The sequence below is a fragment of the Nocardioides sp. SRI_004 genome (genome assembly GCF_057586415.1).
The window spans coordinates 1-23387 of record NZ_JBYCZV010000020.1 but is presented as its reverse complement, the minus strand read 5'-3'; the positions used below and the strand labels follow the sequence as shown (position 1 = coordinate 23387).

Here is a 23387-nt window from a genome sequence, read left to right as displayed (position 1 = left end):
CGCACGTGAACGTCGAGATCCGCAGGGGAACTGACCGGTTCGTCGAGCGCGCCCCCGGGCGGCTCACGCGCCACGCCTTCTCGTTCGGTCCGCACCTGGACCCCGACCGGCTCTCGTTCGGTCCGATGGTGTGCCACGACGACCACGTGCTGGGTCGCGGGGCCGGCTTCGAGGAGCACCCGCACGCCGCTCTCGAGATCGTCACGTGGGTCGTCTCGGGGGCCCTCGAGCACCGCGACGGCACCGGCGCGTCGGCCGTCCTGGAGGCCGGCGAGTGCGGCGTGCTGAGCGCCGGCTCGGGGGTGCGTCACTCGGAGATCGCCGGTCAGGACGGGCCGGCCCGCTTCGTCCAGGTCTGGCTCACGCCCGACTCCCCCGACGCCGCCCCCCGGCACGCGAAGGCGGCCGTCCCCGCCGCGCCCGGCGAGGGGCTGGTCCGCGCGGTCGGCCCCGACGGACCGCTCCCCGTGGGCGTCGCCGGCGCGACGCTCGACGTCGCACGGCTCGCCGCCGGGGAGTCGCTGGCGCTGCCCGCCGCCCCGCTCGTCCACGCCTTCGTCGCCACCGGTGCGCTGCTGCGCTCCTCGCTGGCCGAGCCGCTCAGCGCGGGCGACGCGTTCTGCCTGGCCGACGGGGCGTCGTACACGGTGACGGCGGGGGTGCCGACCGAGATGCTGGTCTGGTCGTTCCACCGCGCCGGTGATGACTGACGAGAGTGCGGCCGGGTGGGGTTGCAGGAATCCCCGGCTGACCGGGGATTCCCGCGCTTGCTGACCGTTGCACGCGTCAACAAGCGCAGGTTTCGGCCACCAAGCCGGCGCTCAGGCCTCGCCGAGCTCCGCGTTGCCCACGATCGCGCTGCCGATCGCGGCGAGCTGGCGGACCTGCTCGGGCGTGAGCCGGTCGAAGACGAGCTGGCGCACGTGCGCGACGTGGCTCGGCGCGACCTCCTCGAGCATGGCGAGACCGTCGTCGGTCAGCGTCACGAACTGTCGCCGCTTGTCCTCACCGCACTGCCGCCGCGCGACCCAGCCGCGCTGCTCGAGCGCGGTGATCGCGTGGCTGAGCCGGGACGGGCTGGACGCGGTCAGCCGGGCGAGGTCGCCCATCGTCAGCGTGCGGTCGGGCTGCGACGAGAGGGTGGCCAGCATCCCGTAGTAGTTGTGCGGGATGCCGACCTCCTCGCGCAGCTTCCTGTCGAGCTCCTGCGGGAGGGCGTGCACGATCCGGATGAGCGGCAGCCAGGCCGCCATCTCGTCCTCGTCGAGCCACTGGGTCACGCGGTCAATTCTCCCAGATCACCGAGGTCCAGCGTGTGGGAAGTGTGGTCGCGCTTGACCGCCAGGTAGCGGTGGTTGGCCTCGGACAGGTGGACGCCGGTGGGCACCCGCTCGTCGACGGCGACGCCGTACGCCTCGAGCTGGGCGGCCTTGTCGGGGTTGTTGCTCAGCAGCCGGATCCGCTCGGCGCCGACCGCACGCAGCATCTGGGCGGCGGCGCGGTAGTCGCGCTCGTCCTCGCCGCGACCCAGCGCGAGGTTGGCCTCGTAGGTGTCCAGGCCCGCGTCCTGCAGCGCGTAGGCGTCGAGCTTGGCGTAGAGCCCGATCCCCCGCCCCTCCTGACGCAGGTAGAGCAGGAAGCCGCCCTCGTCGGCGATCCGCTCGACGGCCTCGCGCAGCTGGGGGCCGCAGTCGCAGCGCTCGGAGCCGAAGACGTCGCCGGTCAGGCACTCGCTGTGGGGACGCACGAGCGGCGGCGTACCACCGTCGGGGAGGGCGGCCAGGCGTCCGCGCCAGTCGCCGAGCCCGAGCAGCAGGTGCTCCTTCCCGTCGACCAGGCCGTGGAAGGTGACGACGTCCGCCGTGGTGGAGTAGCCGTCCGGGAAGCGCAGGGGTACGACGACGCGGGTCCGCACCTCGGCGGCCGGTGCGGCGGCGCGCGGGACCTCGGGGACGGCGGTCGCGCGCGGCGCGCGGGTGAGGCAGGTCGTCATGGCCACTCCATCATTTGAAAGTTGAAATGATGAAGGGAGAAGGCGGTGGAGCGACCCGGTATTCCGGGTCGCTGCGAAAAAGATTCAGGCCTCGGGCCGGAACACCATGTCGTCGGGCACCACGACGCCGAACTGCCCGAGGGTGTCGACGAGCACGGCCGCGACCTGCCGGGTCAGCCGCTCGACGAGCTGCTCCTGGGTCTCGTCGTGGTGGTCGAACCACCAGATGATGCTGGCGTCGACCATCCCCATCACGCCGACGAGGACCCCCTCGGGCGGGTCGGCCGAGAGCGGGGTCTCGTGCAGGTAGGAGCGCGCCGCGTCGACGATCTCGCTCAGCAGCCGGGTCCGCCCGAGGCGCGCGCGGTGCAGCGCCTTGGTCTGCTGCTGGGCGGCGAGGAACCGGAACAGGTGCGGGTGCTCGGCGGCCCACGCGACGCACGGGGCGATCAGCCCGCGGATGATCTTGACGGGCGTGCCGGGCGTCGACAGGTACGGGCGCACCCGGCGCAGGAGCTCGGTGGCGGCGTACCGCGCGACCTCGGCGTCGAGCTGCTCCTTGCTCGCGAAGTGGCGGTAGACGTTGGGGCGAGGGATGCCGGCGCGCTCGGCGATCTGGCCCATGCCGACCGCCGCCCCGCCCTCCTCGATCGCGTCGATGGCCGCCTGCACGACCTGGGCGCGGCGCGCGTCGCTCTCCAGCGCCTCCTTGGCGTTGCGCCGGCGCACGGTCGAGTCGACCCACTTCACCACGTCCACCACAGGTCGAGGCTAGCGTGCGGATACACCTTGTATCCATGGTCGTCCGCGTGGCACCCTGTGTGTGATACACGGTGTACCCAGCGCCGTACCCGACCTCTGGACAGGATCACCATGGCCCGCCGCTCTCCCTGGATGAACCAGGATCTCGACGACTTCCGCGACCTCGCCCGCACCTTCTGCGAGAAGGAGATCAAGCCGAACGTCGAGAACTACATCGCCAACAAGCAGGTCGACCGCGACCTGTGGAACAAGGCCGGCGAGGTCGGCCTGCTGTGCCTGTCGATCCCCGAGGAGTACGGCGGGGGCGGCGGGACCTTCGCCCACGAGGCGATCCTCATCGAGGAGCAGGCCCGGGTCGGCGACAGCTCGTGGGGCGTCTCGCTCCACAACGGGATCGTGGCGCACTACATCCTCAACTACGGCACCGAGGAGCAGAAGCACGAGTGGCTCCCCAAGATGGCCAGCGGTGAGGCCGTCGCCGCCATCGCGATGACCGAGCCCGGCACCGGCTCCGACCTGCAGAACGTGCGCACCAAGGCGATCCGCGAGGGCGACGAGTACGTCATCAACGGCTCCAAGACCTTCATCACCAACGGCGCGCAGGCCGACGTCGTCGTCGTGGTCGTGAAGACCAACCCGGAGGAGGCGGCCGCCGGCATCTCGCTGGTGATCGTCCCGACCGACACCCCCGGCTTCTCCCGCGGTCGCGTGCTCGACAAGATCGGCATGAAGGGCCAGGACACCTCCGAGCTCAACTTCGCGGACGTCCGCGTCCCGGTGACCAACCTGCTCGGCAGCGAGGAGGGCCAGGGCTTCATCCAGCTCATGGAGCAGCTCCCGCAGGAGCGCCTCATCGTCGCCGTCTCCAATGTCGCCGCGATGGAGCTCTGCTTCGAGGAGACCATGCGCTACGTCCACGACCGGCACGCCTTCAACCGGCCGATCTGGGGTTTCCAGAACACCAAGTTCAAGATGGCCGAGGTCGCCACCGAGGCCCGCGTCGCGCGCTCCTTCGTCGACGAGTGCATCGGCCTGCACCTCGAGAAGCAGCTCGACATCCCGACCGTGGCGATGGCGAAGCTGTGGTGCTCCGAGCGGGCCCAGAAGGTGGCCGACACGTGCCTCCAGCTGCACGGCGGCTACGGCTACATGAACGAGTACCCGATCGCGCGGGCCTGGGCCGACCTCCGGGTCTCGCAGATCTACGCCGGGACGAGCGAGATCATGAAGGAGATCATCAGCCGGTCGTTGCCGGCTCCGAGCTGAGCCCGTAGCAGGGTGGGAGTTTCACCGGCCGGCCGGTGATTCTCCCGTCCTTGGACGACAAAACTCACGCTTGGACGATGAAGCTCCGTCGTCCAAGCGTGAGTTTCACCGGCCGGCCGGTGAAACTCCCAGACGCCGCCGAACAGGCCCTCAGCCGTCGCAGGTCACGGTGAAGTACGTCGCGTAGGAGTCGCCGGACCAGTCGGACGGGTCCGTCGAACCAATCAGCTTCCCGAGTTCGCGCACGTACCGCTGCCCCTCCTCGGAGCGCAGGTAGGCGTCCGAGAGAGGCGCAGGGCAGTCCTCGGGGTCGTCCTCGCGACTGCTCCATGGCGCCACGAGCAGCGCCAGCAGCAGCGCCACCAGTCCTGTCCGCACCCGCACCGGCACCCGAGCTCCCTCCGCCGGAGCCGAAACGGTACGACGTTCAGGCGATGATCCGCAGCGCTTCCGGCAGGAGCTCCACGACCATCGGCGCACCCGACGCGGGCAGCGGCCCCAGCGCCTCCCCGTCGGCGCCGACGGGCACCGCCCCACCGCCGGCGTAGGCGCCGGAGAGGGTGACCCGGCGCCCGGTCAGCACCTTCACCTCGTCGAGGTCGACGTGCCCGCCGTCGTACACCTTGGGGAGGGAGCGGATCAGGCCGGAGCGCGAGGCGGCCTCGATGACGATGACGTCGAGGAGGCCGTCGGAGACCGAGGCGGCGGGCGCGATGGCCATGCCCTTGCCGTAGTAGCGCGAGTTGGCGACGACGACCGTCGCCGCGAGGTGCCGGGACGTGACGCCGTCGACCTCGAGCGCGCACTCCATCGGGCGGTAGGTCGCCAGGGCGCGGACGGCGGCGACGGGGTACTGCAGCTTCGACGGCAGCCAGTGGGAGCGGTCGACGATCTCGCCGGCGCGGGCGTCGACACCGGCGTAGACGGAGCCGGCGACGACGTGCGTCGTACCGTCCCCGGAGGTGGCGCGCAGCAGGTCGACCCGGCGCTCGGCACCCTCCAGCAGCAGCGCGGCCTGCTCGGCCGTCGTGTGCGGGACCCCGAGCATCCGGGCGAAGTCGTTGCCCCGTCCCGCGGGTACGACGGCCAGCACCCCGTCGCGCGCGGCGACCGAGCCCGCGACCGACGACAGCATGCCGTCGCCGCCGACGGCGACGACGACCGCACCGGACGCGACCGCGGCGTCGACCAGGGCGGGCGTCTCGGCGACGGAGGTCGTGTAGGTGACCTCGACCGACGCGCCGGCCTCGCGCAGCGCCCGCGTCAGCGGTACGACGACCTTCGGCGCCGACCCGCCACCGGAGTTCGGGTTGACGAGGAACGCGAAGCTGCGGGTGCTCACGGGATCAGCACCCCGGGGTTGAGGATGCCCGTCGGGTCGACCGCCTTCTTGACGGCGCGCAGCACCTCGGCGCCGACCTCGCCGATCTCGGCGGTCAGGTAGGGCTTGTGGTCGGTGCCGACCGCGTGGTGGTGCGTGATCGAGGCGCCGGCGGCGACGATCGCCTCGCAGGCGGCGGCCTTCGCCGGGAGCCAGGCGGCCAGCGGGTCCTCGCCACCCGGGGCGGCGACGGTGAAGTAGAGCGAGCAGCCGGTGGCGTACACGTGCGAGACGTGGCAGAGCACCATCGCCCCGGGGAGCGCCTGCTCGAGCGCGGTCTTCACGCGGGTGTAGAGGTTCTCGCGGTTGCTCCAGAAGGCGACCGTCTCGAGGGTCTCCACGAGGACGCCGTTGTCGAGCAGGCTGTCGCGCAGGTACGGCGCGTCGAAGCGCCCGTGCGCCCAGGCCTCGCCCGGCCCGGAGCCCTGCGGGGCACCGCCGAGCGCGGTGAGCGCGGCGGTGACGGCGGCCTTCTTCGCGGCGACCGCGGCGGGGGTGCCCTCGTAGCCGACGACCATCAGGCACCCCGGGCCCTCACCATCGGCACCGCCCTCGCCACCGATCGCCTCGGGGTCGGCGAGGTTGATCGCGGTCTCGTTCTCGTCGGAGAGGCGGAGGACCGTGGGCAGCAGGTCGGCCTGGGCCAGCTGCCGCATCGCGTCGGCGCCCTCGGCGAAGGACCGCCAGCGCCAGCCCTCGTACTCCTTGACCTCCGGCAGCGGCCGCACCCGGACGGTGACCTCGGTGATCACGCCGAAGGCACCCTCCGAGCCGAGGAAGAGCTCGCGCAGGTCGGGGCCGGACGCGTTGGCCGGCGAGACGCCGAGGCGGACCTCGCCGACCGGCGTGGCGACGCGGAGCGCGACGACCATCGCGTCGAAGCGGCCGTATCCGGCGCTGGACTGGCCGCTGGAGCGGGTGGCCGCGAAGCCGCCGATCGTGGCGTACTCGAACGACTGCGGGAAGTGGCCGAGCATCAGGCCGTGCTGGGCGAGCAGCGCCTCGGCCTCGGGACCGCGCAGGCCGGGCTCGAACGTCGCGGTCGAGGAGACGGCATCGAGGGCGAGCAGGCCGCGCATCCGGCCGAGGTCGAGCGAGACCACGCCGACCAGCCCGGCGGCGTCCGGGTCGGCGACGAGGCCACCGGTGACCGCCGTACCGCCACCGAAGGGGACGACCGCGACCCGGTTCTCCTGGGCCCACGCGAGGACGGCGACGACGTCGTCGTGCCCGCCGGGCCGTACGACGACGTCCGGCGCGTCGCCCAGGTCGCCGGCCCGCTGGCGGAGCAGGTCGGGGGTGGACTTGCCGCGGGTGCGGAGGCGGCGGACCCCGTCGTCGGTGACCACGTTGTCCTCGCCGAGGAGCTCGCGCAGTCCGGCGACCAGCTCGTCCGCCAGGCGCGAGGCCGGCACGGCCACGTCCTCGCGGGCAGGGGTGTCCTTGATCGGGAAGACCAGGCCGACGAGGTCGCGGACGCCGTCCGGCAGACCGGTCGCGTGGGCCGGGTCGCCCCAGCGGGTGGCGGGCATCTCGGGCTGGAGGACGGTGGGTCGCTCGGTCGTCATGTGTTACAGTGTTACACATGACGTCACATCGTCACAACCACGAGCCCGACCCGGTGGTCGAGGAGGTCGCGCAGCGACCGTCACGAGACCCCGGCACCCAGAACGCCTACCTCGACGCCGCCCGCGAGTGCATCCTCGACGTCGGCTGGCGGCGTACGACGCTGACGGAGGTCGCGCGTCGGGCCGGCGTCTCGCGGATGACGATCTACCGCGCGTGGTCCGACATGCCCGCCCTGCTGGGCGACCTGATGACGCGCGAGTGGACCGGCCTGGTCGCCGGCCAGGTCGACCTCGCCGGTGAGCCGACCCCGGTCCGCGTCGCCGACGCCGTGGCCGCCACGGTCGAGGCGCTGCGCGACAACGAGCTGTTCACGCGCATCGTCGAGCTCGACCCCGAGCTGATCCTCCCCTACCTGCTCGCCCGGCGCGGCCGCTCGCAGGAGCTGATCATCGGCGTCCTCGCGGGCGCCGTCACCGAGGGCCAACGCCGCGGCACCATCCGCGACGGCGATCCCGTCGCGATCGCGCGTGGGCTCGTGCTCGCCGCCCACGGCTTCGTCCTCTCGGCCCACACCATGCTCGACGAGGCCGTGGACGCCACCGCCCTCGACGCCGAGCTCCACACCCTCATCGTCCGGAGCCTCACGCCATGACCCCTCGCAGGATCACCCCCGGCCTCGCCGGCGCACCCACCGACGTCGACGTCGTCGTGATCGGCCTCGGTGTCACCGGCGCCGGCGTCGCCCTCGACGCCGCCTCCCGCGGCCTCACCGTGCTCGCGGTCGACGCCCACGACCTGGCGTTCGGTACGTCGCGCTTCTCCTCCAAGCTGGTGCACGGCGGCCTGCGCTATCTCGCCTCCGGGCAGGTCGCGATCGCCCACGAGAGCGCCGTCGAGCGCGGGATCCTAATGGAGACCACCGCGCCGCACCTCACCCGGCCGCTGCCCTCGCTCATCCCGCTCGCCCCCGGCGTGAGCCGTCCGATGGGCCTGCTGGCCGGCGCCGGCTTCCTCGGTGGCGACCTGCTCCGCCGGGCGGCGCGCACCAGCGCCGACACCCTCCCCCGGCCGCGCCGGCTCACGGCCGCCGAGGCTCGTCGTCTCGCGCCCCCGCTGCGGACCGACGGCCTGCGCGGCGGGCTGCTCGGCTGGGACGGACAGCTCGAGGACGACGCCCGGCTGGTCACGACCATCGCCCGGACCGCGGCCGAGCGCGGCGCCGCCGTCCACACCCACGCGCGGGTCCTGTCCGCCACCGGCACCGCGGTCGAGCTCCGCGACGAGCTGACCGGTGCGCCGCTGTCGGTGACCTGCCGGACCGTCGTCAACGCGGCCGGCGTCTGGGCGGGCGACCTCGTCGACGACGTACGGCTGCGACCCTCGCGGGGCACCCACCTGGTGCTGCGCGCCGAGGCGCTGCCGAAGCTGTCGGTCGCGGTCTTCGCGCCGATCCCGGGCGAGACCAACCGGTTCGTGCTCGTCCTGCCGCAGCCCGACGGCCAGTTCTACGTCGGCCTGACCGACGAGCCGGTCGACGGCCCCGTCCCCGACGTCGCCGAGCCCACCGAGGTCGAGATCGGCTTCCTGCTGGACGTGGTCTCGGCGTCCTTCTCGCGGCAGCTGCGCCGCTCCGACGTCGTCGGCGCCTTCGCCGGCCTCCGCCCGCTGCTCGACGGCGGCGAGGGCTCGACCGCCGACCTGTCGCGCAAGCATGCCGTCCTCACCTCGCGCACCGGCGTCGTGACGATCGTCGGCGGCAAGCTGACGACCTACCGCCGGATGGCCGAGGACGCCGTCGATGCCGCCGTCGCGTCGGCCGGCCTCGCCGCCGGCCCCTGCGTGACCGCGACGCTCCCCCTGCTCGGCGCCGCCCCGCGCGAAGCCCTCGCCGAGGAGGCGGCCCGCGCCGGCTCGCCCGGTGCGGCCCGCCTGGTCCGCCGGTACGGCGCCGACGCCGGCCTCGCACTGACCGCGGCCGTCGAGGCGTCCGGCTGGTCGGAGGCCGAGCTGCTCGCGCCCATCGCGCCCGGCCACCCGACGATCCCGACCGTCTGGGCCGAGCTCTTCTTCGGCATCACCCACGAGGGGGCCGCCGACGTCGCGGACCTGCTCGACCGTCGTACCCGCATCGGGCTCGTGCCCGACGACCGCGCCGTGGCCCTGCCTGCCGCGGAGCGGGTGCTGGAGGCGTGCAGGAATCCCCGCCGGAGCGGGGAAACTCGCGCTTAGTGCCGGTTGCAACCGTCACCAAGCGCAGGAACACCCGCTCAGGCGGGGATTCCTGCATCCCCACCGATGAGTTTTCGGGATGCCCCCGGTCAGCAGATCAGGCACACTGGCGAGACACGGGGGCAGCGATGGGAACGATGGTGACCGAACAGAAGACCGAGCAGGCCGACCCGACCACACAGAAGGCGCCGGCGAGCGACGAGCTCGCCGACTTCGACACCCTCACCGGGCGCTACCAGCGCGAGCTGATGGCCCACTGCTACCGGATGAGCGGGTCGGTCCACGAGGCGGAGGACCTCGTCCAGGAGACCTTCCTGCGCGCGTGGAAGGCCTCCGCCAGCTTCCAGGGCCGCAGCTCCGTGCGCACCTGGCTCTACAAGATCGCCACCAACGTCTGCCTCACCAACCTGGAGAGCAAGCCGCGCCGGCCGCTCCCCACCGGCCTGGGCACCGCCGACTCGGCGCCGTCCGACGAGCTGCTCGAGGACCACGAGGTGCCGTGGCTGGAGCCGATCCCGGACGCCGCGGTCGAGGTGGCCGAGCGCGACACGATCCGGCTCGCGTTCGTCGCCGCCCTGCAGCACCTCCCGGCCCGCCAGCGCGCGGTCCTGATCCTGCGCGACGTGCTGCGCTGGTCGGCCGCCGAGACCGCGACGGCGCTCGACACGACGACCGCCGCCGTGAACTCCGCGCTCCAGCGCGCCCACGCCCAGGTCGCCGAGCGGGGGCTGACGCCCGACACCGTCGAGCCCGACCTCGACCAGGCCCAGCGGACCCTGCTCGACGCCTACCTGCAGGCGTTCTGGCGCAAGGACATCGACCAGATCGTCCAGCTGCTCAAGTACGACGCCACCTGGGACATGCCGCCGTTCCTCAACCACTTCCGCGGCTGCGACGCGATCGGCGAGCTGATCGGCACCAAGTGCCCCGGCGGCACCAACGACATGCCGATGGTCGAGACGGTCGCCAACGGCCAGCCCGCCTTCGGCCTCTACATGCGCCAGCCCGACGGCCACTTCGAGCCGTTCCACCTGCAGGTGCTGCAGATGACCGGCTCCGGCGACGACCTGCGGGTGGAGCACGTGACCGCGTTCTTCGACCACCGGCTGTTCGCGCGGTTCGGGCTGCCCGAGCGGCTGCCTGCCGATTACGTGCCGGCCTGACCGGGCGACGACATGACCGCCGAGCCCGCCCCGGACGGACTCGTCGCGGGACTCGACGTGCTGCAGCGCGCGCTCGACTACACCCGTGCCGCGCTCGCCACGATCACCTGCGCCGACGTCGACCGGCCCACGCCCTGCGCCGGCTGGACCCTCGCCGACCTGCTCGCCCACATGGAGGACGCCCTCGACGCGTTCGCCGAGGCAGCCGACGGCGCGGTCGGACTCAGCAGCGCCGCCCCCTCACCGCTCGAGCAGCGCGTCCAGCGGCTGCAGGCGAAGGCGTGCGCGCTGCTGACCGCCTGGCTCTCAGCGGCCTCGCCGGTCGTCGACGTCGCGGGGCACCCGCTCCCCGTCGACACGGTCGCCCGGATCGCCGCCCTCGAGATCACCGTCCACGGCTGGGACGTCGGCCGTACGACGACCAGGGGCACGCCGATCCCCGAACGGCTCGCCGCCGACCTGCTCCCCACCGCGCTCCAGGTCGCGCTCAGCGACGACCCGCGGTTCGCTCCGCCCGTCCCGGTGCCGGTGGAGGCCCCGGCCGGGGTTCACGTGCTGGCGCTGCTGGGTCGCCGGTCGTCGTACCCGGGGAGCTCGTCCTCCTAGACTGCGCGGCATGCCGGAGCCGCAGGAGCACGCTGTCCGCCACCGCAGCCGCCGGATGACCGGCCGCGACCCGCACGAGTCGCACCGGGTCGCGACACCGCTGGAGCTGCTGTTCGACCTGACCTTCGTGGTCGCCTTCGGCACCGCGGCCAACGAGCTGGCGCACGCGCTGGCGGCCGACCACGTCGGCAGCGGGATCGCGGCGTTCGCGTTCGCGACCTTCGGCATCTCGTGGGCGTGGATCAACTTCACCTGGTTCGCCTCGGCCTACGACACCGACGACTGGATCTACCGGCTGACCACCATGCTGCAGATGGTCGGCGTGCTGATCTTCGCGCTCGGCATCCACCCGATGTTCGAGTCCGTCACCGAGCACGGCGAGACCCTCGACAACGACGTCATCGTCTGGGGCTACGTCGTGATGCGGGTCGCGATGCTCTTCCAGTGGTGGCGCGCCGGGCGGCACGACCCCGACCGCGGCCCCGCCTGCCGGACCTACATCGTGTCGATCGCCGCCGCCCAGGTCCTGTGGTGCGTGCTGGCGCTGGTCGACCTGCCCGTGGGTACGACGTTCGCGCTGATCATCGTGCCCTTCCTGATCGAGGTCGGCGGGCCGGCGTACGCGGAGAACCGTCGGGGCGGCACCCCGTGGCACGCCCACCACATCGCCGAGCGCTACGGCCTGATGGTCATCATCACGCTCGGCGAGGGGATGATCGGCACGATGGCCGCCATCAACGTCCTGGCGGAGGGCGGCCTGACCTGGGAGATCGGCCTGTTCACGGTCGCCGGCACGGCCCTCACCTTCGGCACCTGGTGGTGCTACTTCGTGGTGCCGACGGGTGAGATCCTGCACGTCCGCCGGGAGCGCTCCTTCGGCTTCGGGTACGGCGCCATCGGGCTCTTCGGCAGCATCGTGGCGATCGGCGCGGGCCTGCACGTGGCGGCGTACTTCCTCGACCACCACGCCGAGATCGGGCTGACCGCGACGGTGCTGACCGTGGTCGTCCCCGTCGCCCTGTTCATCGCGGTCTTCTACACCGGCTACACCGTGCTGACCCGGTCGTTCCACTTGTTCCACCTGGTCCTGCTGCTGATCACCGCGGCGACGCTGGTGGCACCGGTGCTGATGGCGCGGGCCGAGGTCGACCTGGAGTGGTGCCTGCTCGTGCTCTCCCTCGCACCGTGGGTGTCGGTCGTCGGCTACGAGACGGTCGGGTACCGCCACAACGTCGAGGTGCTCGAGAGCCTCAGGGACTGACGCCGGCCGGCTCCTCGCGCAGCGGGTGGGCCAGCTCGTCGGCGGGCAGGCGCGCCCAGACGATGGCGACCGCAGCGGTCACCCCGGGCACGACCGCGGCGATCGCGAAGGTCCACTGCAGCCCGATCAGGTCGGCCACCGGGCCGGCGAGCGCCATCGAGACCGGCATCAGGCTGATCGAGACGAAGAAGTCGAGCGAGGCGACCCGGCCGAGCAGCTCCGGCGGCACCCGCCGCTGCAGCAGGGTGCCCCAGATGACCATCGGCGCCGAGAAGAGCACGCCGATCACGAAGGCGGCGGCCGCCACCTGCCAGACCGCCGTCGCGAAGCCGATCGCCAGGAAGGGCAGGCAGCCGACGCCCCACATCAGGTTCATCCAGGTCAGGTAGCGCCGGGGCATCGGCAGCGAGCCGACCACGAGCGAGCCGACGGCGCCACCGATGCCGAAGCAGGCCATCACCACGGCGTGGTCGCCGGGGCCGCCGCCCAGCTCGTCCTTGATCAGGAACGGGACGAGGACCTCGAGCGGGCCCATCATCACCAGGATCATGATCGACGCGAAGAGCAGCGTGGCCAGCAGCCACGGCGTGCGCACCATGTAGGCGAAGCCCTCGCGCATGTCTGCGACCGCGCTCGCCACCGCGTGCGCCGCCCCTCCCGCCCCGGCCTCGCGGTCGGGAGTGGGGAGGTCGCGTCGTACGGCGGTCAGGGGGACCCGCGCCAGGACGGCCAGCCCGAGCAGGTAGGCGCCCGCCGCCACCGCGATCGCGGCCGACGAGGACGCCGCACCGACCACGGCACCGGCGACGGCAGGGCCGAGCGCCTGACCGATCGTCGGGCGCACCATGCCCTCGAAGCCGTTGACGGCGAGCAGGTCCTCCTCGGGCACGAGCGCCGGCAGCCAGGCCGAGTAGGCCGGGTAGTAGAAGGCCATGGCACAGCCGGCGGTGAACGCGACGGCGGCGAGGTGCCAGAGCTGGGTGAGGTCCGCGAACGAGAGCACCGCGACGAGCGCCATGCCCGCGAGCTCGACCGACGTGGTGACGAGCAGGATGAGCTTCTGCGGGACCCGGTCGGCGACCACGCCGCCGAGCAGCGCGGGCAGCAGGACACCCACGGCGCCGGCCGTGCTGACGACGGAGAGCGCGCTGGCGCCACCGCCGATCCGGATGACCTCCCACACCAGGGCCACGACCCAGACGCCGCCACCGAAGGAGGTCAGCAGCAGCGCCGTCCCCAGCCACCGGTAGGACGCGTGCCGGAACGGCGTGAACGCGCGCGGCAGCCGCCGCGCCCGGGTCGGGGGAAGGGGGGTGAGCTGATCGGTCATGGTCGTCCTCCAGTGTGCAGAGGAGGACCGACAGCAGCCATCGATTTCATCGGCCCGGCTCCCGCGACGGCGCCGACCGGGGTCAGGAGACCGGCAGGGCGACGTACGTCGTGTCGAGGTACTCCTCGATCCCCTCGAAGCCACCCTCCCGGCCGAACCCGCTCGCCTTCACCCCGCCGAACGGCGCCGCCGGGTTGGACACCAGGCCGGTGTTGATGCCGAGCATCCCGGTCTCGAGTCGCTCCGCCAGCCGGATCGTGCGGGCGAGGTCGCGGGTGTAGGCGTAGGCCGCGAGCCCGTACTCCGTCGCGTTCGCCAGCGCGATCGCCTGGTCCTCACTGCTGAAGGTCGTGATCGGCGCGACCGGCCCGAAGGTCTCCTTGGTCACCGCGTCCGCGTCCGCCGGTACGTCGACCAGGACGGTCGGCGGGAAGAAGTAGCCGTCGCCCGACGGGGCCTCGCCGCCGGTCAGCACGCGGGCACCCCGCTCGACCGCGTCGGCCACCGTCGCGGACACCGAGGCGACGGCCTTCTCGTCGATGAGCGGACCGACCTGCACCCCGACGTCCTGGCCCCGCCCGACGCGGAGCGCGCCCATCCGCTGCGCGAGCCGCTCGGCGAAGTCCGCCGCGACGGACTCCTCCACGAGGAAGCGGTTGGCCGACGTACAGGCCTCACCCATGTTGCGCATCTTGGCGACCATCGCGCCCTCGACGGCCGCGTCCAGGTCGGCGTCGGCGAAGACGAGGAAGGGCGCATTGCCGCCCAGCTCCATCGACACCCGCTGCAGCTGGCCCGCGGACTGCTCGACGATCTTCTTGCCGACGACGGTGGACCCGGTGAAGCTCACCTTCCGCAGCCGCGCGTCGGCCTGCAGCGTGCTGCTCAACCCGCCCGAGTCGCTGGTCGTCACGACGTTGAGCACCCCGGCGGGCAGCCCGGCCTCCGCCAGCAGCGCCGCCAGGTAGAGCATGGTCAGCGGCGTCTGCGCCGCCGGCTTGACCACCATCGTGCAGCCGGCCGCGATCGCCGGACCGATCTTGCGGGTCCCCATCGCGAGCGGGAAGTTCCACGGGGTGATGAACAGGCACGGACCGACCGGCTTGCGCACCGTCAGCAGGCGACTGCCGCCGGCCGGGTTCTGCATCCACCGGCCGTGGATCCGGACCGCCTCCTCCGAGAACCAGCGCAGGAACTCCGCGCCGTAGGTGACCTCCCCCTTCGCCTCCGCGATGGGCTTGCCCATCTCCAGGCTCATCACCAGGGCGAGGTCGTCGGCATGCTGGGTCACCAGCGCGAACGCCCGTCGCAGGATCTCGCCCCGCTCGCGCGGCGCCGTCGCCGCCCAGTCCGCCTGCGCCGCGACCGCCGCGTCGAGGGCCGCCCGCGCATCGTCGAGCGTCCCGTCGGCGACATCGGTGAGCACCGACCCGTCCGCCGGGTCGATGACGTCGATCCGGCCACCGCCGCTCCCGGGGACCCACGCGCCCCCGACGTACAGCTGGCGGTGCGACTCCGGGAGCAGGTGGCCGAGGCGTTCGCGGAAGCTCATGACCTCACTCTGGCACCTCACGGGCTGGATCGGCAGGGTGGCCGAGGGGGACCTTGGTCCCGGGTCCGCCGACCGAACGGAGGATTCTCCGATGATCCCCCTTGACCCGCTTGAGCACGGGGTTAGAGTTGTCCTGTCGTACTTCGGAGGGAGCACCGATAACGACAAGAGCCCCTCGTCGACCCCATGCGATGAGGGGCTCGCTCCATTTTTCTTGCGCGAGCTCGGCTTCGCTCCGGCGGGGGCAGCAAGCTGCCGTCGCTGCGCTCTCGCCGCGCTGCCGCGCCGCAGTCGACTTCCGTAGGCCAAGCCTTGGAATGGCGGCAAGCCGACACTGCATGGTCGGGGCGCGAGCTCGGCTTCGCCGTAGAGCGGGCAGCAAGCTGCCGGAGACGGCTCTCGCCGCGCTGCCGCGCCGCAGTCGACTTCCGTAGGCCAAGCCTCGGCGGATAAGCGCGCGGCCGCCCGACACCGACCACGCGCAAGACCTCCCAGCGCACGGCCGTCCGACACCGACCACGATCAAGGCCCCTCAGCGAGCCGCGCGCAGGAACTCCTCCAGCAGCGGCCCCGCGGTCCGCGAGCCCGACTCACCGGTCTGCACGAAGACCGCGACCGCGAGGTCGCCCTGGGCGGCGATCATCCACGCGTGCGTGCGGATGGTGCCGCCGTCGGCGTACTCGGCCGTGCCCGTCTTGGCGATGACCGGACCGCCGGGGAGGTCGGCCAGGCCGCGGCCGCTGCCGTTGGTGACCACCCGGCGCAGCATCGCCTTGAGCTGCCGGGCCTCGGCGGCCGAGAGCGGCTCGGCCTCCGACGGCACGGAGACGTCGACCCCGTCCACGAGGTGGGGTACGACGGTCGTGCCGGCCTGCACGCTCGCGATCACCGTGGCCATCGCCATCGGCGAGGCGAGCACCTTGCCCTGGCCGATCAGGTCGGCGGCGCCCTCGGTCTCGCTCGCCGGCGGCGGGACCTCGCCGAAGTAGGCGGGGAAGCCGAGGTCGTGGTCGATGCCGAGGCCGAGGCTCGCGGCCGCGTCGGCGAGGTCACCGTCCTTCACCTTCGCGCGGGCACCGATCAGGGCGGTGTTGCACGACTGCGCGATCGCCTCCTCGAGCGGGATCGTGCCGATCGCGGACGACGGGTAGTCGGAGTAGTTCTTGAACCGCTTGCCGTTGACCGTGACGGTCGGCGTGCACTGCACCTGCGTCTGGGGGGTGAGGCCGGCGCGCAGCAGCGCGAGGGAGGTGACCGACTTGAAGGTGGAGCCGGGGGCGAACTGGCCGAAGGTGGCGTAGTTCTGGCCGCCGGTGCCGGCGCCGTTGGCGGCCGCCAGGATCGAGCCGTCGCTGGGGCGGATCGCCACGAGGGCGCTGGCGGGCGTGACCCCGCCGAGCACCCGCTCGGCGAGGGTCTGCAGCCGACGGTCGAGGGTGAGCGCCAGCGGCTTCCCGGCGGCCGGCTCGGCGAGGAAGAGCTCGCGCTCCTCGCCGCCATCGGCCGGGACGGCGTGGACCGAGCGGCCGGTGGTGCCGCGCAGCTGCTCGTCGTAGCGGGCCTGGAGGCCGGAGACGCCCGCGACGTCGCCCGGGCGGTAGGCGTCGGGATCCTTCTCGACCATCTCGGCGGTGACCGGGCCGACCCGGCCGAGGATCGGGGCGGCGAAGTCGCGGGTCGGCGCGAGCGCCTGCTCGCCGGTGACCTGGTGGGCGCCGGCGATGCCGTCGATCCCCGTCCTGACCGCTGCGGGAATATCATTCGCGCGGTAGGTGATCGCCTCGACGAACGCCTTGTCCCCGGCCGCCTTCACGGCCTTCACGAACGGTGCGACCTCGATGTCGACCAGCTCGGCCAGCGCCCGCGCGGACGCCGGTGCCGCGGCGGCCGTCACCTTGGTGCGGTCGATCCCGATCCGGACGACGGGCCGCTCGGTGACCAGCTTCTCGCCGCCAGCGCCGGTGATCTCGCCACGCTGCGCGAGGAGCGTGGTCGCGTCGAGCGTCTCCCCGTCGGCGAGGCTGGGCTCGACGATGCTCGGTGCCCACGCGACGGCCCACCCGTCGCCGTCCGCCAGCGCGACGGTCGTGTCGTAGGTCCACGGGTCGCCTCCGGCGACGACGGGCCACGTCCAGGTCAGGGTCGCCGTCGGCTTGTCCGCCTCGCCGTCGACCTCAGCGACCTCGACGCTCGGCGCGATCCCGTCCATGCCGTCGATGACGGCGGCGTACTCCTTCGCGACGGAGGCGGGGTCCGTGCCGGTCCAGGTCACCGCGGCCAGCGGATCGCTCGCCGTGCTCGCACCGCCGGCCGGCGCGGCCGCCGCGGCCAGGGCCGTGGCAAGCCCCTCCGCGGCCTTGCGCGCGCCGTCGTCACCGTCGGAGCCGCCGCCGGAGCAGGCCGTCAGGCCGAGCGCCGAGACGAGCAGGAAGGAGGTGGCCACCGAGGATCGCCGCATGCGGCTGTTCTACCAGCCACACCCGACGGTGCCGGTCGCGCAAGGGCCGCAGGGACCAGCAGCCATCCACAGGATCTGAGGGGTCCTCCGCCCGTGCCCGCAGGCGTACCACGTCGTTGAACAGAACACTCGGGAGACCGGTTCGATATCACCCGGGCGTCAGTCGGCGCCTCGACCATGGGGGTTTCCGTGAAGCATCGACCCACTCACCGCAAGTCAACGCGCACGCGTTCCAGGTTCGTCGCCGTGGCGGCGACAGCCCTGGCCGCGGGCTTCCTGGCCACGCCTTCTTCCCAGGCGTGGGACGACGACCCGCACGTCGTCGTCAAGGGGGGAGGCGGCTGCCAGCAGCTGTTCTTCCAGGCCAGCGCCGTGCAGTTCTACCTCGACAACGGCGAGACCGCATCCAGCGCCTTCGTCAAGGGCTCCTACAAGGTGGACTTCTACAACATCTCCGGCACGCCCGCCAACGGCAACGCTGGCTACGCCGTCGTGGAGTGCTCCAACGTGTTCAAGCCCGCCCAGAAGTACTACTGGTACCGCGCTGTCTCGATCCAGAGGCCGCGCGTCGGCAACGCCCAGACGATCAACCTCGGTGGCGGATGATCCCGACCACCCCGATCCTGTGAAAGGCGTCGGGTGCGGCTGCTCGCAGCCGCACCCGACGTCTTTTGTCCGTCAGCCGACGAGCAGCCCCGCCACCAGCGGCTTGTAGCCGGACGAGTGTCCGAGCCGGTTCGGGTGGTAGCTCTCGCTGACCGGGTTGGACAGGCCGTTGAGCCACTCGACGTCGTCACAGACCGCGTGGCCGACGAAGCGGGAGGTGGGGTTGGCCCACTTGAAGCCCTTGGCGCTCGCGGCCGCCGACAGCTTGCTGTTCAGCAGGTCCGCCGTCTGGTTCAGCCGGGTCTCCTCGGCGGGGCTGAACCAGGTCGCCGCATTGCAGTCCTCGCCCATGAACAGCCGCGGATAGCCGACGACCACGACGACGGCGTTCGGGGCCTTGCTCCTGATGGACGCGTAGAGGGTGCCCAGCCGGCCGGGCAGCGTGTTGTTGATGAACGACTGGGCCGTGTTGATCGCTCCGTCGCAGTCCGACATCCACCCCGGCTGGGCGCACTCCGTGATGACGCCGGTGAAGCCGGCGTCGTTGCCGCCGACCGAGATCGTGACGTACGACGTCGACGAGCTCAGCGCGCTCAGCTGGCTGTTGGTGACGGTGCTCGTGGTGGCGCCGGAGCAGGCCTTGAAGCTCAGGCTGTAGCCCTTCGCGGAGGCGACCAGCTTGGGGTAGGCGTAGTTCGACCGCTGGCAGCTCGTGCCGTCGTCGATGTAGCTGCGGGTGCCGACGCCCGAGGAGTAGGAGTCACCGAGGGCGACGTACACGGGTGCGGCGGCGTGCGCGGCGGGTGGTATGGCGACCAGGCCGACCAGTGCCGCGGACAGGACCGAGCCGAGGGAGAGGAGCAGGCGGAGCGACGACCGAGACATGGAACCACCTTCGGGAGAGCCAGTGTGATCTGGGTCACTACACCATGAAGTGGCGACGTCGTCACCCGCCCGCGACGAACGCCCTGCCAACGCACCGCGAAGGTCCGGACGCCTCGGACGGGCCCGTCACCACATCCGAGAACAGGCGGGCAACCCGCAGGCACAGGGCTGTCAACCCGTTGGTAGCGTCGGCGATGCGTCGGGACGATGTCCCGGAGTGCACCCCCGCGGCCGGCCCGGCGACTCGGATGTCAGGCCGGCCGCGGGAGGGAGCACCGCAGGGCCCGTCAGGGCGAACGGTGTTCGCACTCGAGCGTACGACCACCGCATCGGGGCGGGAGGGCACGGATGGGCACAGGGGTCCGCGGAGCGCACCCGAACCGTCAGGCGCAGCAACGCGCCGCGACGTACGACGCGATGGTGAACACTGCTCGCACCCTCCTGGCCGAGGGTCACGACCTGACCCTGCGCGGCGTCGCCGCGGCGATGGGCGTGAGTCCGGCCGGTCTCTACCGCTACGTCACGAACCTCGACGAGCTCCTGGACCTTGTGGCCGCGTCGATCGACGAGAGCGTGGCCGCCGACCTCGTCGCGGCCGTCGAGGCGATCTCGGCGGACGACGTGACCAAGCGCTGGCTCGTCGCCTGGGTCCGGCTGCGTCGCTGGGCGCTGCGCCACCAGGACGAGTTCCGCCTGGTCCTGGCGCGACCCCGCAGTGGCGAGGTGTCGATCCGAGAGGTCTCCGATGCGTTCCTCGGCACGTGCCTGCGCGCCCTCACGACCCACCAGGACGTCCGGATGCCTCCCGTCCCTCCGGCCGCCGAGCAGACCGTCCTCGCCCTGGCCGAGCGACCGGGATCCAGCCCCTGGCCGGCCACCCTGGCCTGGCTGCACACGCGCGTGCTCGCCTCGCTCCACGGGGTGGTCGCCCTCGAGGTGACGGGCTACCTCGACCCGGCACTGGTCCGGAGCGCCGCGGTGTTCCGCGCGACGATGGTCGAGTGGCTGGCGCGCCTCGTCCGGGCCGACGAGCTCGGCGCCCTGCTGGCCGTGCTCGATGCCGAGCTCGCGGGCTGAGCTCCGGGCCGACACCGAAAATTCTCCCGGAAGCTTCTGGACAGTTGCCAAGACCCGGGTGCAGGATGACCACAGATTGACAGCCGTTTGACAGCCGGGATCCCCCAGATCCCGGACTGGTTGATCGTCTGAGGTGGCGACTGATGTCGCATTCCGAGCACCGAGGGCAGCAGAACGGTTCGCCTCTTGCACGTCAGGGCCCGGCATCACGGACCCGAGGTGGCGCGGCGGACTCACCCCCTTGAGCTCCGGGAGACCGAGATGGCAGCAGCCACTGCGACCGCCGTTGGCGGTCAGGTGCGCTCGCGGGCCGTGCGCCGCACCTGCTGGCGCCTCGCCGTCCTCCTCGGCCTGTCCTGGGCCGCGCTGCTCCTCCTCGGCGGCACCGCCCATGCCGCGTGCGACGACGCCACCTGCGAGCAGCCCGCCGCTCCCGCGCAGCCCGGGGCCGAGGTGCCGATGGTCGGCGAGCTCCTTGCGAACGCCGACGAGCCCACGACACCGCAGCCCCTCCGCCAGGTCGCAGACCTGACCGCCACGGCCCTCGACGGCCTCCGCGGTACGACGCCCGCGCACACGCCGGACCCAGCCGCCGCCGTCGACGCCCTGCCCGCCCTCCCGGCCGCAGGGGCCCACACACCGGCCGCTGCGGCGCCGAGCACCGGCATCGACGCGGCCGGCCTCCTGACGAACACCATTCGCGACACCGTCGAGGCCACCGGCGAGAAGCTGACGCTGAAGGACGTTCCCTCGATCCGCGCCACCGTCACCCCGCTCGTCGACTCCCTCACCCGCCAGGTCGTCGGCACCGCGGACGACGCGGTCGACACCGTCGAGACCCTCGCCGCGCCCCTGCCCCTGGCCGGCGGGCTGGCGCAGACGCTGCGCACCGCGGTCGGCACGCTCAGCCTGGCCAGCCAGCTCGCCGTCGACGCGACCGATGCGGTGACCAGCTCCGTCGACGAGGTCGTCGGTACGACGGCCGCCGTCATCGCGCCGGTCGTGGAGCAGGTGACCCACCCGGCCGGCACCGGCGACTCCGCCGGACCGACCACCGGCGCCGGGCCGGCCCCCTCCGCCGCGGACGCCGCGACGGGTCCCGCCCTCGGCGTGGTGACGGTCCGCCTCGACGCGCCGCACGCGGACCTGGCCTCCGGCACGCGCACCCTGTCCGGGCCGGCGGTCCCGCCGCCCGACGCCGCCGCCCTCACGCCCGTGGCGCAGCCCGCAGCGGACACCGTCACCGCCCTCCCGGTTCCGGTGTCCGGCGCAGGCTTCACCCCCGGCAACGGCGGCGCCGCCTCGGCGCCCCGGCCCGACCACCCGCTGGCGCGGGTCGCACCCGAGCCCCTGGCGGCTCGTCCCGCGACCGCTCCGGTGGCGTGCCCCGCCGGTCCGATGCCGGGCACCCCGGCCGCCGACCCGGCCTTCTCACCGGACTGAACCAGGGACGCCACGTCCTCTGAGTGACGTGGCAGCCGGCACCGCCGACGTACGGCGGAGGGCCCACCTCCCGACGTACGGGCCGGCCTTCGAAGGACAACCGCTCTGCTCGCTCGACCGTTCGCAGTCGCACTTTCTTCGAACTTCCCTGAACCAGGAGAACCAGCATGTCCATGCAACCCCGCGCTTCGCGCAACACGGGCTGGCAGCCCATCGGGCTCGCCACGCCCCTGGAGCCTGACGCCACCGTCCGCAGCATCGCGGTCGCTCGCGCCAGCCGGTCCGCCCGGACCCTCATCGCCCCCGGTGTCGCGCTCGCCGCGACCCTCGGCGTCGTCTCGTCGGCCGCCGCTCAGGTCGGTGTGATGCCGACCCCGGGCGCCGACGTCTCGGTCACCTCGACGCCGCACGCGGACGCCGGTGGCGCCGGTACGACGCCCACCACCACCTCGACCAAGACCTCGACCAAGACCTCGACCAAGACCTCGACGAAGACCTCGACGACTCTGTCCGGGTCCGCACTCTCGGGCCTGCCGATCGTCGGCAGCTTCCTCGGGACCGACGTCCTCGGCGGAGGGATCTTCACCGGCGGCCTGTTCGGTGGGGAGACCGTCCAGACCTCGGCGAGCAACGGCTCGACCAGCTCCTCGGGCGGCCACTCCGGCGGCCACACCCAGGGCGGCGACGCTTGCGACTTCTTCCTCGACCACATGTGGAAGAACGAGGACGGCATCCCCGTCATCGGCACCAACCAGCACTTCCTGACGTTCCACACCGACCCCGACTACAAGAACCTGATCCTCTCGCTCGCGAGCGGTGCGATCGGGAACTCCGAGATGCCGATCATCGACATCTACGGCGGGCCGCTCGGCTGGATCCCGATCTTCAATCCGTCGCACGTCCGCGGCCACGGCACGGACTACGTCACGCTGCTCACGGGCTGCGGCGGCATGGGGATCCCGATCGACCCGAAGACCCTCAGCGTCGACCTCGACAAGCTGCCCACGCCGGAGAAGGTGACCGCCCTCATCCAGGACGGGCTGCCGACCCTGCCGTCGCTGCCGAAGCTGCTCGACCCGAACTACCTCTACGACACCCTCGCGATCACCGAGATCATGAACCGCCTCGGGCCCGAGACCGTGCTGACGCCGGACGAGTACCTCGCCTTCGCCGGCAACAACTTCGACGCCTTCCGCCTGCTCTGGCAGACGGCGCTCGAGAAGGTCGGCAGCGGCGATCCCGCCGCCGTCCTCGAGGTCCTGCAGATCACCGACAACATCAAGACCCTGGAGTCGCTCGGACTCCCCGGCCTGCCCGGGAGCGACTCGCCGAACGGCGACCTCACCGGTGACATCCCGGTCGTCGGCGACCTGCTCGCCGGGGTCATGACCGGAGACGTCGAAGGGGCGCTGCCGACCGGCGACCTCACCAGCGGCATCCCGGTCCTGGGCGGCATCCTCGGCGGCGGTACGAAGGCCCCGGCCGGCTCGATCGTCATCGGCGGCAAGACCTACCCGGTCGAGGGCGACACCGTCACCGTCGACGGGGTCAAGTACGCCGTGCGCGACGGCAAGGTGACCATCGGCGGCAAGACCTACACCGTGACGGTGCCCGACGGCGACGACCCGGCGGGATCCCCGACGGCCGGACTGCCGGTCCTGGGCGACCTCCTCGGCGGCGGATCGTCGCCCGTCGCGGGCCTGCCGATCGTCGGCGACCTGCTGGGCGGATCCCCGTCCGGCGACGAGCCCGGTGACGAGCCCGGTGACGAGCCCGGTGACGAGCCCGGTGACGAGCCCGGTGACG

General features: G+C 72.5%; 21 protein-coding genes. 11 read left to right on the top strand and 10 right to left on the bottom strand.

The annotated features are described in order from the left end of the window. Nucleotides 1-5 precede the first annotated feature (5 nt). Entirely contained in the window at nucleotides 6-710 is a 705-nt protein-coding gene (locus tag AC2YHB_RS22185; RefSeq protein WP_179648422.1) for a pirin family protein, read from the top strand. A 111-nt stretch (nucleotides 711-821) separates the two neighbouring features. Here AC2YHB_RS22185 and AC2YHB_RS22180 read toward each other — a convergent pair whose 3' ends face one another. The 3 genes from AC2YHB_RS22180 to AC2YHB_RS22170 form a co-directional block, all read right to left on the bottom strand. Further along, on the bottom strand, nucleotides 822-1280 hold the full coding sequence (locus AC2YHB_RS22180) for a MarR family winged helix-turn-helix transcriptional regulator (RefSeq protein WP_036549375.1): 459 nt from the start codon (nucleotides 1278-1280) through the stop codon (nucleotides 822-824). Next, nucleotides 1277-1993, bottom strand: a complete 717-nt coding sequence (locus AC2YHB_RS22175; protein WP_179648423.1) for a GTP cyclohydrolase II — start codon at nucleotides 1991-1993, stop codon at nucleotides 1277-1279. Before AC2YHB_RS22175 ends, AC2YHB_RS22180 begins: the two co-directional genes overlap by 4 nt. 84 nt (nucleotides 1994-2077) lie before the next feature. Then, nucleotides 2078-2755, bottom strand: coding sequence for a TetR/AcrR family transcriptional regulator (locus tag AC2YHB_RS22170; RefSeq protein WP_179648424.1), 678 nt, complete (start codon nucleotides 2753-2755; stop codon nucleotides 2078-2080). 132 nt (nucleotides 2756-2887) lie between these two features. On the opposite strand from AC2YHB_RS22170, the gene AC2YHB_RS22165 reads away from it, so the two are divergent. After that, on the top strand, nucleotides 2888-4021 hold the full coding sequence (locus tag AC2YHB_RS22165; RefSeq protein WP_218864645.1) for an acyl-CoA dehydrogenase family protein: 1134 nt from the start codon (nucleotides 2888-2890) through the stop codon (nucleotides 4019-4021). 150 nt (nucleotides 4022-4171) lie between these two features. Here AC2YHB_RS22165 and AC2YHB_RS22160 read toward each other — a convergent pair whose 3' ends face one another. The 3 genes from AC2YHB_RS22160 to AC2YHB_RS22150 are packed head-to-tail and all read right to left on the bottom strand — an operon-like array spanning nucleotide 4172 to nucleotide 6970. Beyond that, on the bottom strand, nucleotides 4172-4411 hold the full coding sequence (locus AC2YHB_RS22160) for a hypothetical protein (protein ID WP_487354627.1): 240 nt from the start codon (nucleotides 4409-4411) through the stop codon (nucleotides 4172-4174). Between the two features lie 37 nt (nucleotides 4412-4448). Beyond that, a complete protein-coding gene (locus AC2YHB_RS22155) occupies nucleotides 4449-5363 on the bottom strand; it encodes a diacylglycerol kinase family protein (RefSeq protein WP_207007418.1) in 915 nt (304 codons plus the stop codon). Next, the gene (locus AC2YHB_RS22150) at nucleotides 5360-6970 is read right to left on the bottom strand and encodes an FAD-binding oxidoreductase (RefSeq protein WP_487354626.1); all 1611 of its coding nucleotides are present in this window, start codon (nucleotides 6968-6970) and stop codon (nucleotides 5360-5362) included. The genes AC2YHB_RS22155 and AC2YHB_RS22150 overlap by 4 nt, the downstream gene beginning before the upstream one ends. A gap of 17 nt (nucleotides 6971-6987) precedes the next feature. On the opposite strand from AC2YHB_RS22150, the gene AC2YHB_RS22145 reads away from it, so the two are divergent. The 5 genes from AC2YHB_RS22145 (at nucleotide 6988) to AC2YHB_RS22125 (ending at nucleotide 12230) form a co-directional block, all read left to right on the top strand. Further along, complete coding sequence (locus AC2YHB_RS22145; protein WP_487354625.1) at nucleotides 6988-7623, top strand: TetR/AcrR family transcriptional regulator; 636 nt, start codon at nucleotides 6988-6990, stop codon at nucleotides 7621-7623. Then, nucleotides 7620-9200, top strand: a complete 1581-nt coding sequence (locus AC2YHB_RS22140; RefSeq protein ID WP_487354624.1) for a glycerol-3-phosphate dehydrogenase/oxidase — start codon at nucleotides 7620-7622, stop codon at nucleotides 9198-9200. Before AC2YHB_RS22145 ends, AC2YHB_RS22140 begins: the two co-directional genes overlap by 4 nt. Before the next feature lie 137 nt (nucleotides 9201-9337). Continuing rightward, the gene (locus AC2YHB_RS22135; protein WP_179648430.1) at nucleotides 9338-10363 is read left to right on the top strand and encodes a sigma-70 family RNA polymerase sigma factor; all 1026 of its coding nucleotides are present in this window, start codon (nucleotides 9338-9340) and stop codon (nucleotides 10361-10363) included. 12 nt (nucleotides 10364-10375) lie between these two features. Continuing rightward, nucleotides 10376-10969, top strand: coding sequence for a TIGR03086 family metal-binding protein (locus tag AC2YHB_RS22130; protein ID WP_179648431.1), 594 nt, complete (start codon nucleotides 10376-10378; stop codon nucleotides 10967-10969). Between the two features lie 10 nt (nucleotides 10970-10979). Further along, complete coding sequence (locus AC2YHB_RS22125) at nucleotides 10980-12230, top strand: low temperature requirement protein A (protein ID WP_242530402.1); 1251 nt, start codon at nucleotides 10980-10982, stop codon at nucleotides 12228-12230. Here AC2YHB_RS22125 and AC2YHB_RS22120 read toward each other — a convergent pair. The 3 genes from AC2YHB_RS22120 to AC2YHB_RS22110 all read right to left on the bottom strand — a co-directional run bounded on the left by AC2YHB_RS22120 (nucleotide 12220) and on the right by AC2YHB_RS22110 (nucleotide 17570). Then, the gene (locus AC2YHB_RS22120) at nucleotides 12220-13560 is read right to left on the bottom strand and encodes an MFS transporter (RefSeq protein WP_207007422.1); all 1341 of its coding nucleotides are present in this window, start codon (nucleotides 13558-13560) and stop codon (nucleotides 12220-12222) included. The genes AC2YHB_RS22125 and AC2YHB_RS22120 overlap by 11 nt on opposite strands. Before the next feature lie 82 nt (nucleotides 13561-13642). Then, nucleotides 13643-15112: an NAD-dependent succinate-semialdehyde dehydrogenase gene (locus AC2YHB_RS22115; RefSeq protein ID WP_487354623.1), complete on the bottom strand. Its 1470-nt coding sequence runs from the start codon at nucleotides 15110-15112 to the stop codon at nucleotides 13643-13645. 532 nt (nucleotides 15113-15644) lie between these two features. Then, complete coding sequence (locus AC2YHB_RS22110; protein WP_487354622.1) at nucleotides 15645-17570, bottom strand: penicillin-binding transpeptidase domain-containing protein; 1926 nt, start codon at nucleotides 17568-17570, stop codon at nucleotides 15645-15647. 246 nt (nucleotides 17571-17816) lie between these two features. Here AC2YHB_RS22110 and AC2YHB_RS22105 point away from each other — a divergent pair, with 246 nt between their 5' ends. After that, nucleotides 17817-18176: a hypothetical protein gene (locus AC2YHB_RS22105; RefSeq protein WP_036549393.1), complete on the top strand. Its 360-nt coding sequence runs from the start codon at nucleotides 17817-17819 to the stop codon at nucleotides 18174-18176. Nucleotides 18177-18248: 72 nt separating this feature from the next. Here the strand turns inward: AC2YHB_RS22105 and AC2YHB_RS22100 are convergent, their stop codons facing one another. Next, the gene (locus AC2YHB_RS22100; RefSeq protein WP_179648437.1) at nucleotides 18249-19061 is read right to left on the bottom strand and encodes an SGNH/GDSL hydrolase family protein; all 813 of its coding nucleotides are present in this window, start codon (nucleotides 19059-19061) and stop codon (nucleotides 18249-18251) included. 417 nt (nucleotides 19062-19478) lie between these two features. Between AC2YHB_RS22100 and AC2YHB_RS22095 the strand changes: the two genes are divergently transcribed. The 3 genes from AC2YHB_RS22095 to AC2YHB_RS22085 form a co-directional block, all read left to right on the top strand. Next, nucleotides 19479-20138, top strand: a complete 660-nt coding sequence (locus AC2YHB_RS22095) for a TetR/AcrR family transcriptional regulator (protein WP_487354621.1) — start codon at nucleotides 19479-19481, stop codon at nucleotides 20136-20138. A gap of 261 nt (nucleotides 20139-20399) precedes the next feature. Next, nucleotides 20400-21581, top strand: coding sequence for a hypothetical protein (locus AC2YHB_RS22090; protein WP_487354620.1), 1182 nt, complete (start codon nucleotides 20400-20402; stop codon nucleotides 21579-21581). A 167-nt stretch (nucleotides 21582-21748) separates the two neighbouring features. Then, a partial coding sequence (locus AC2YHB_RS22085; RefSeq protein ID WP_487354619.1) for a hypothetical protein occupies nucleotides 21749-23387 on the top strand: 1639 nt, incomplete at its 3' end.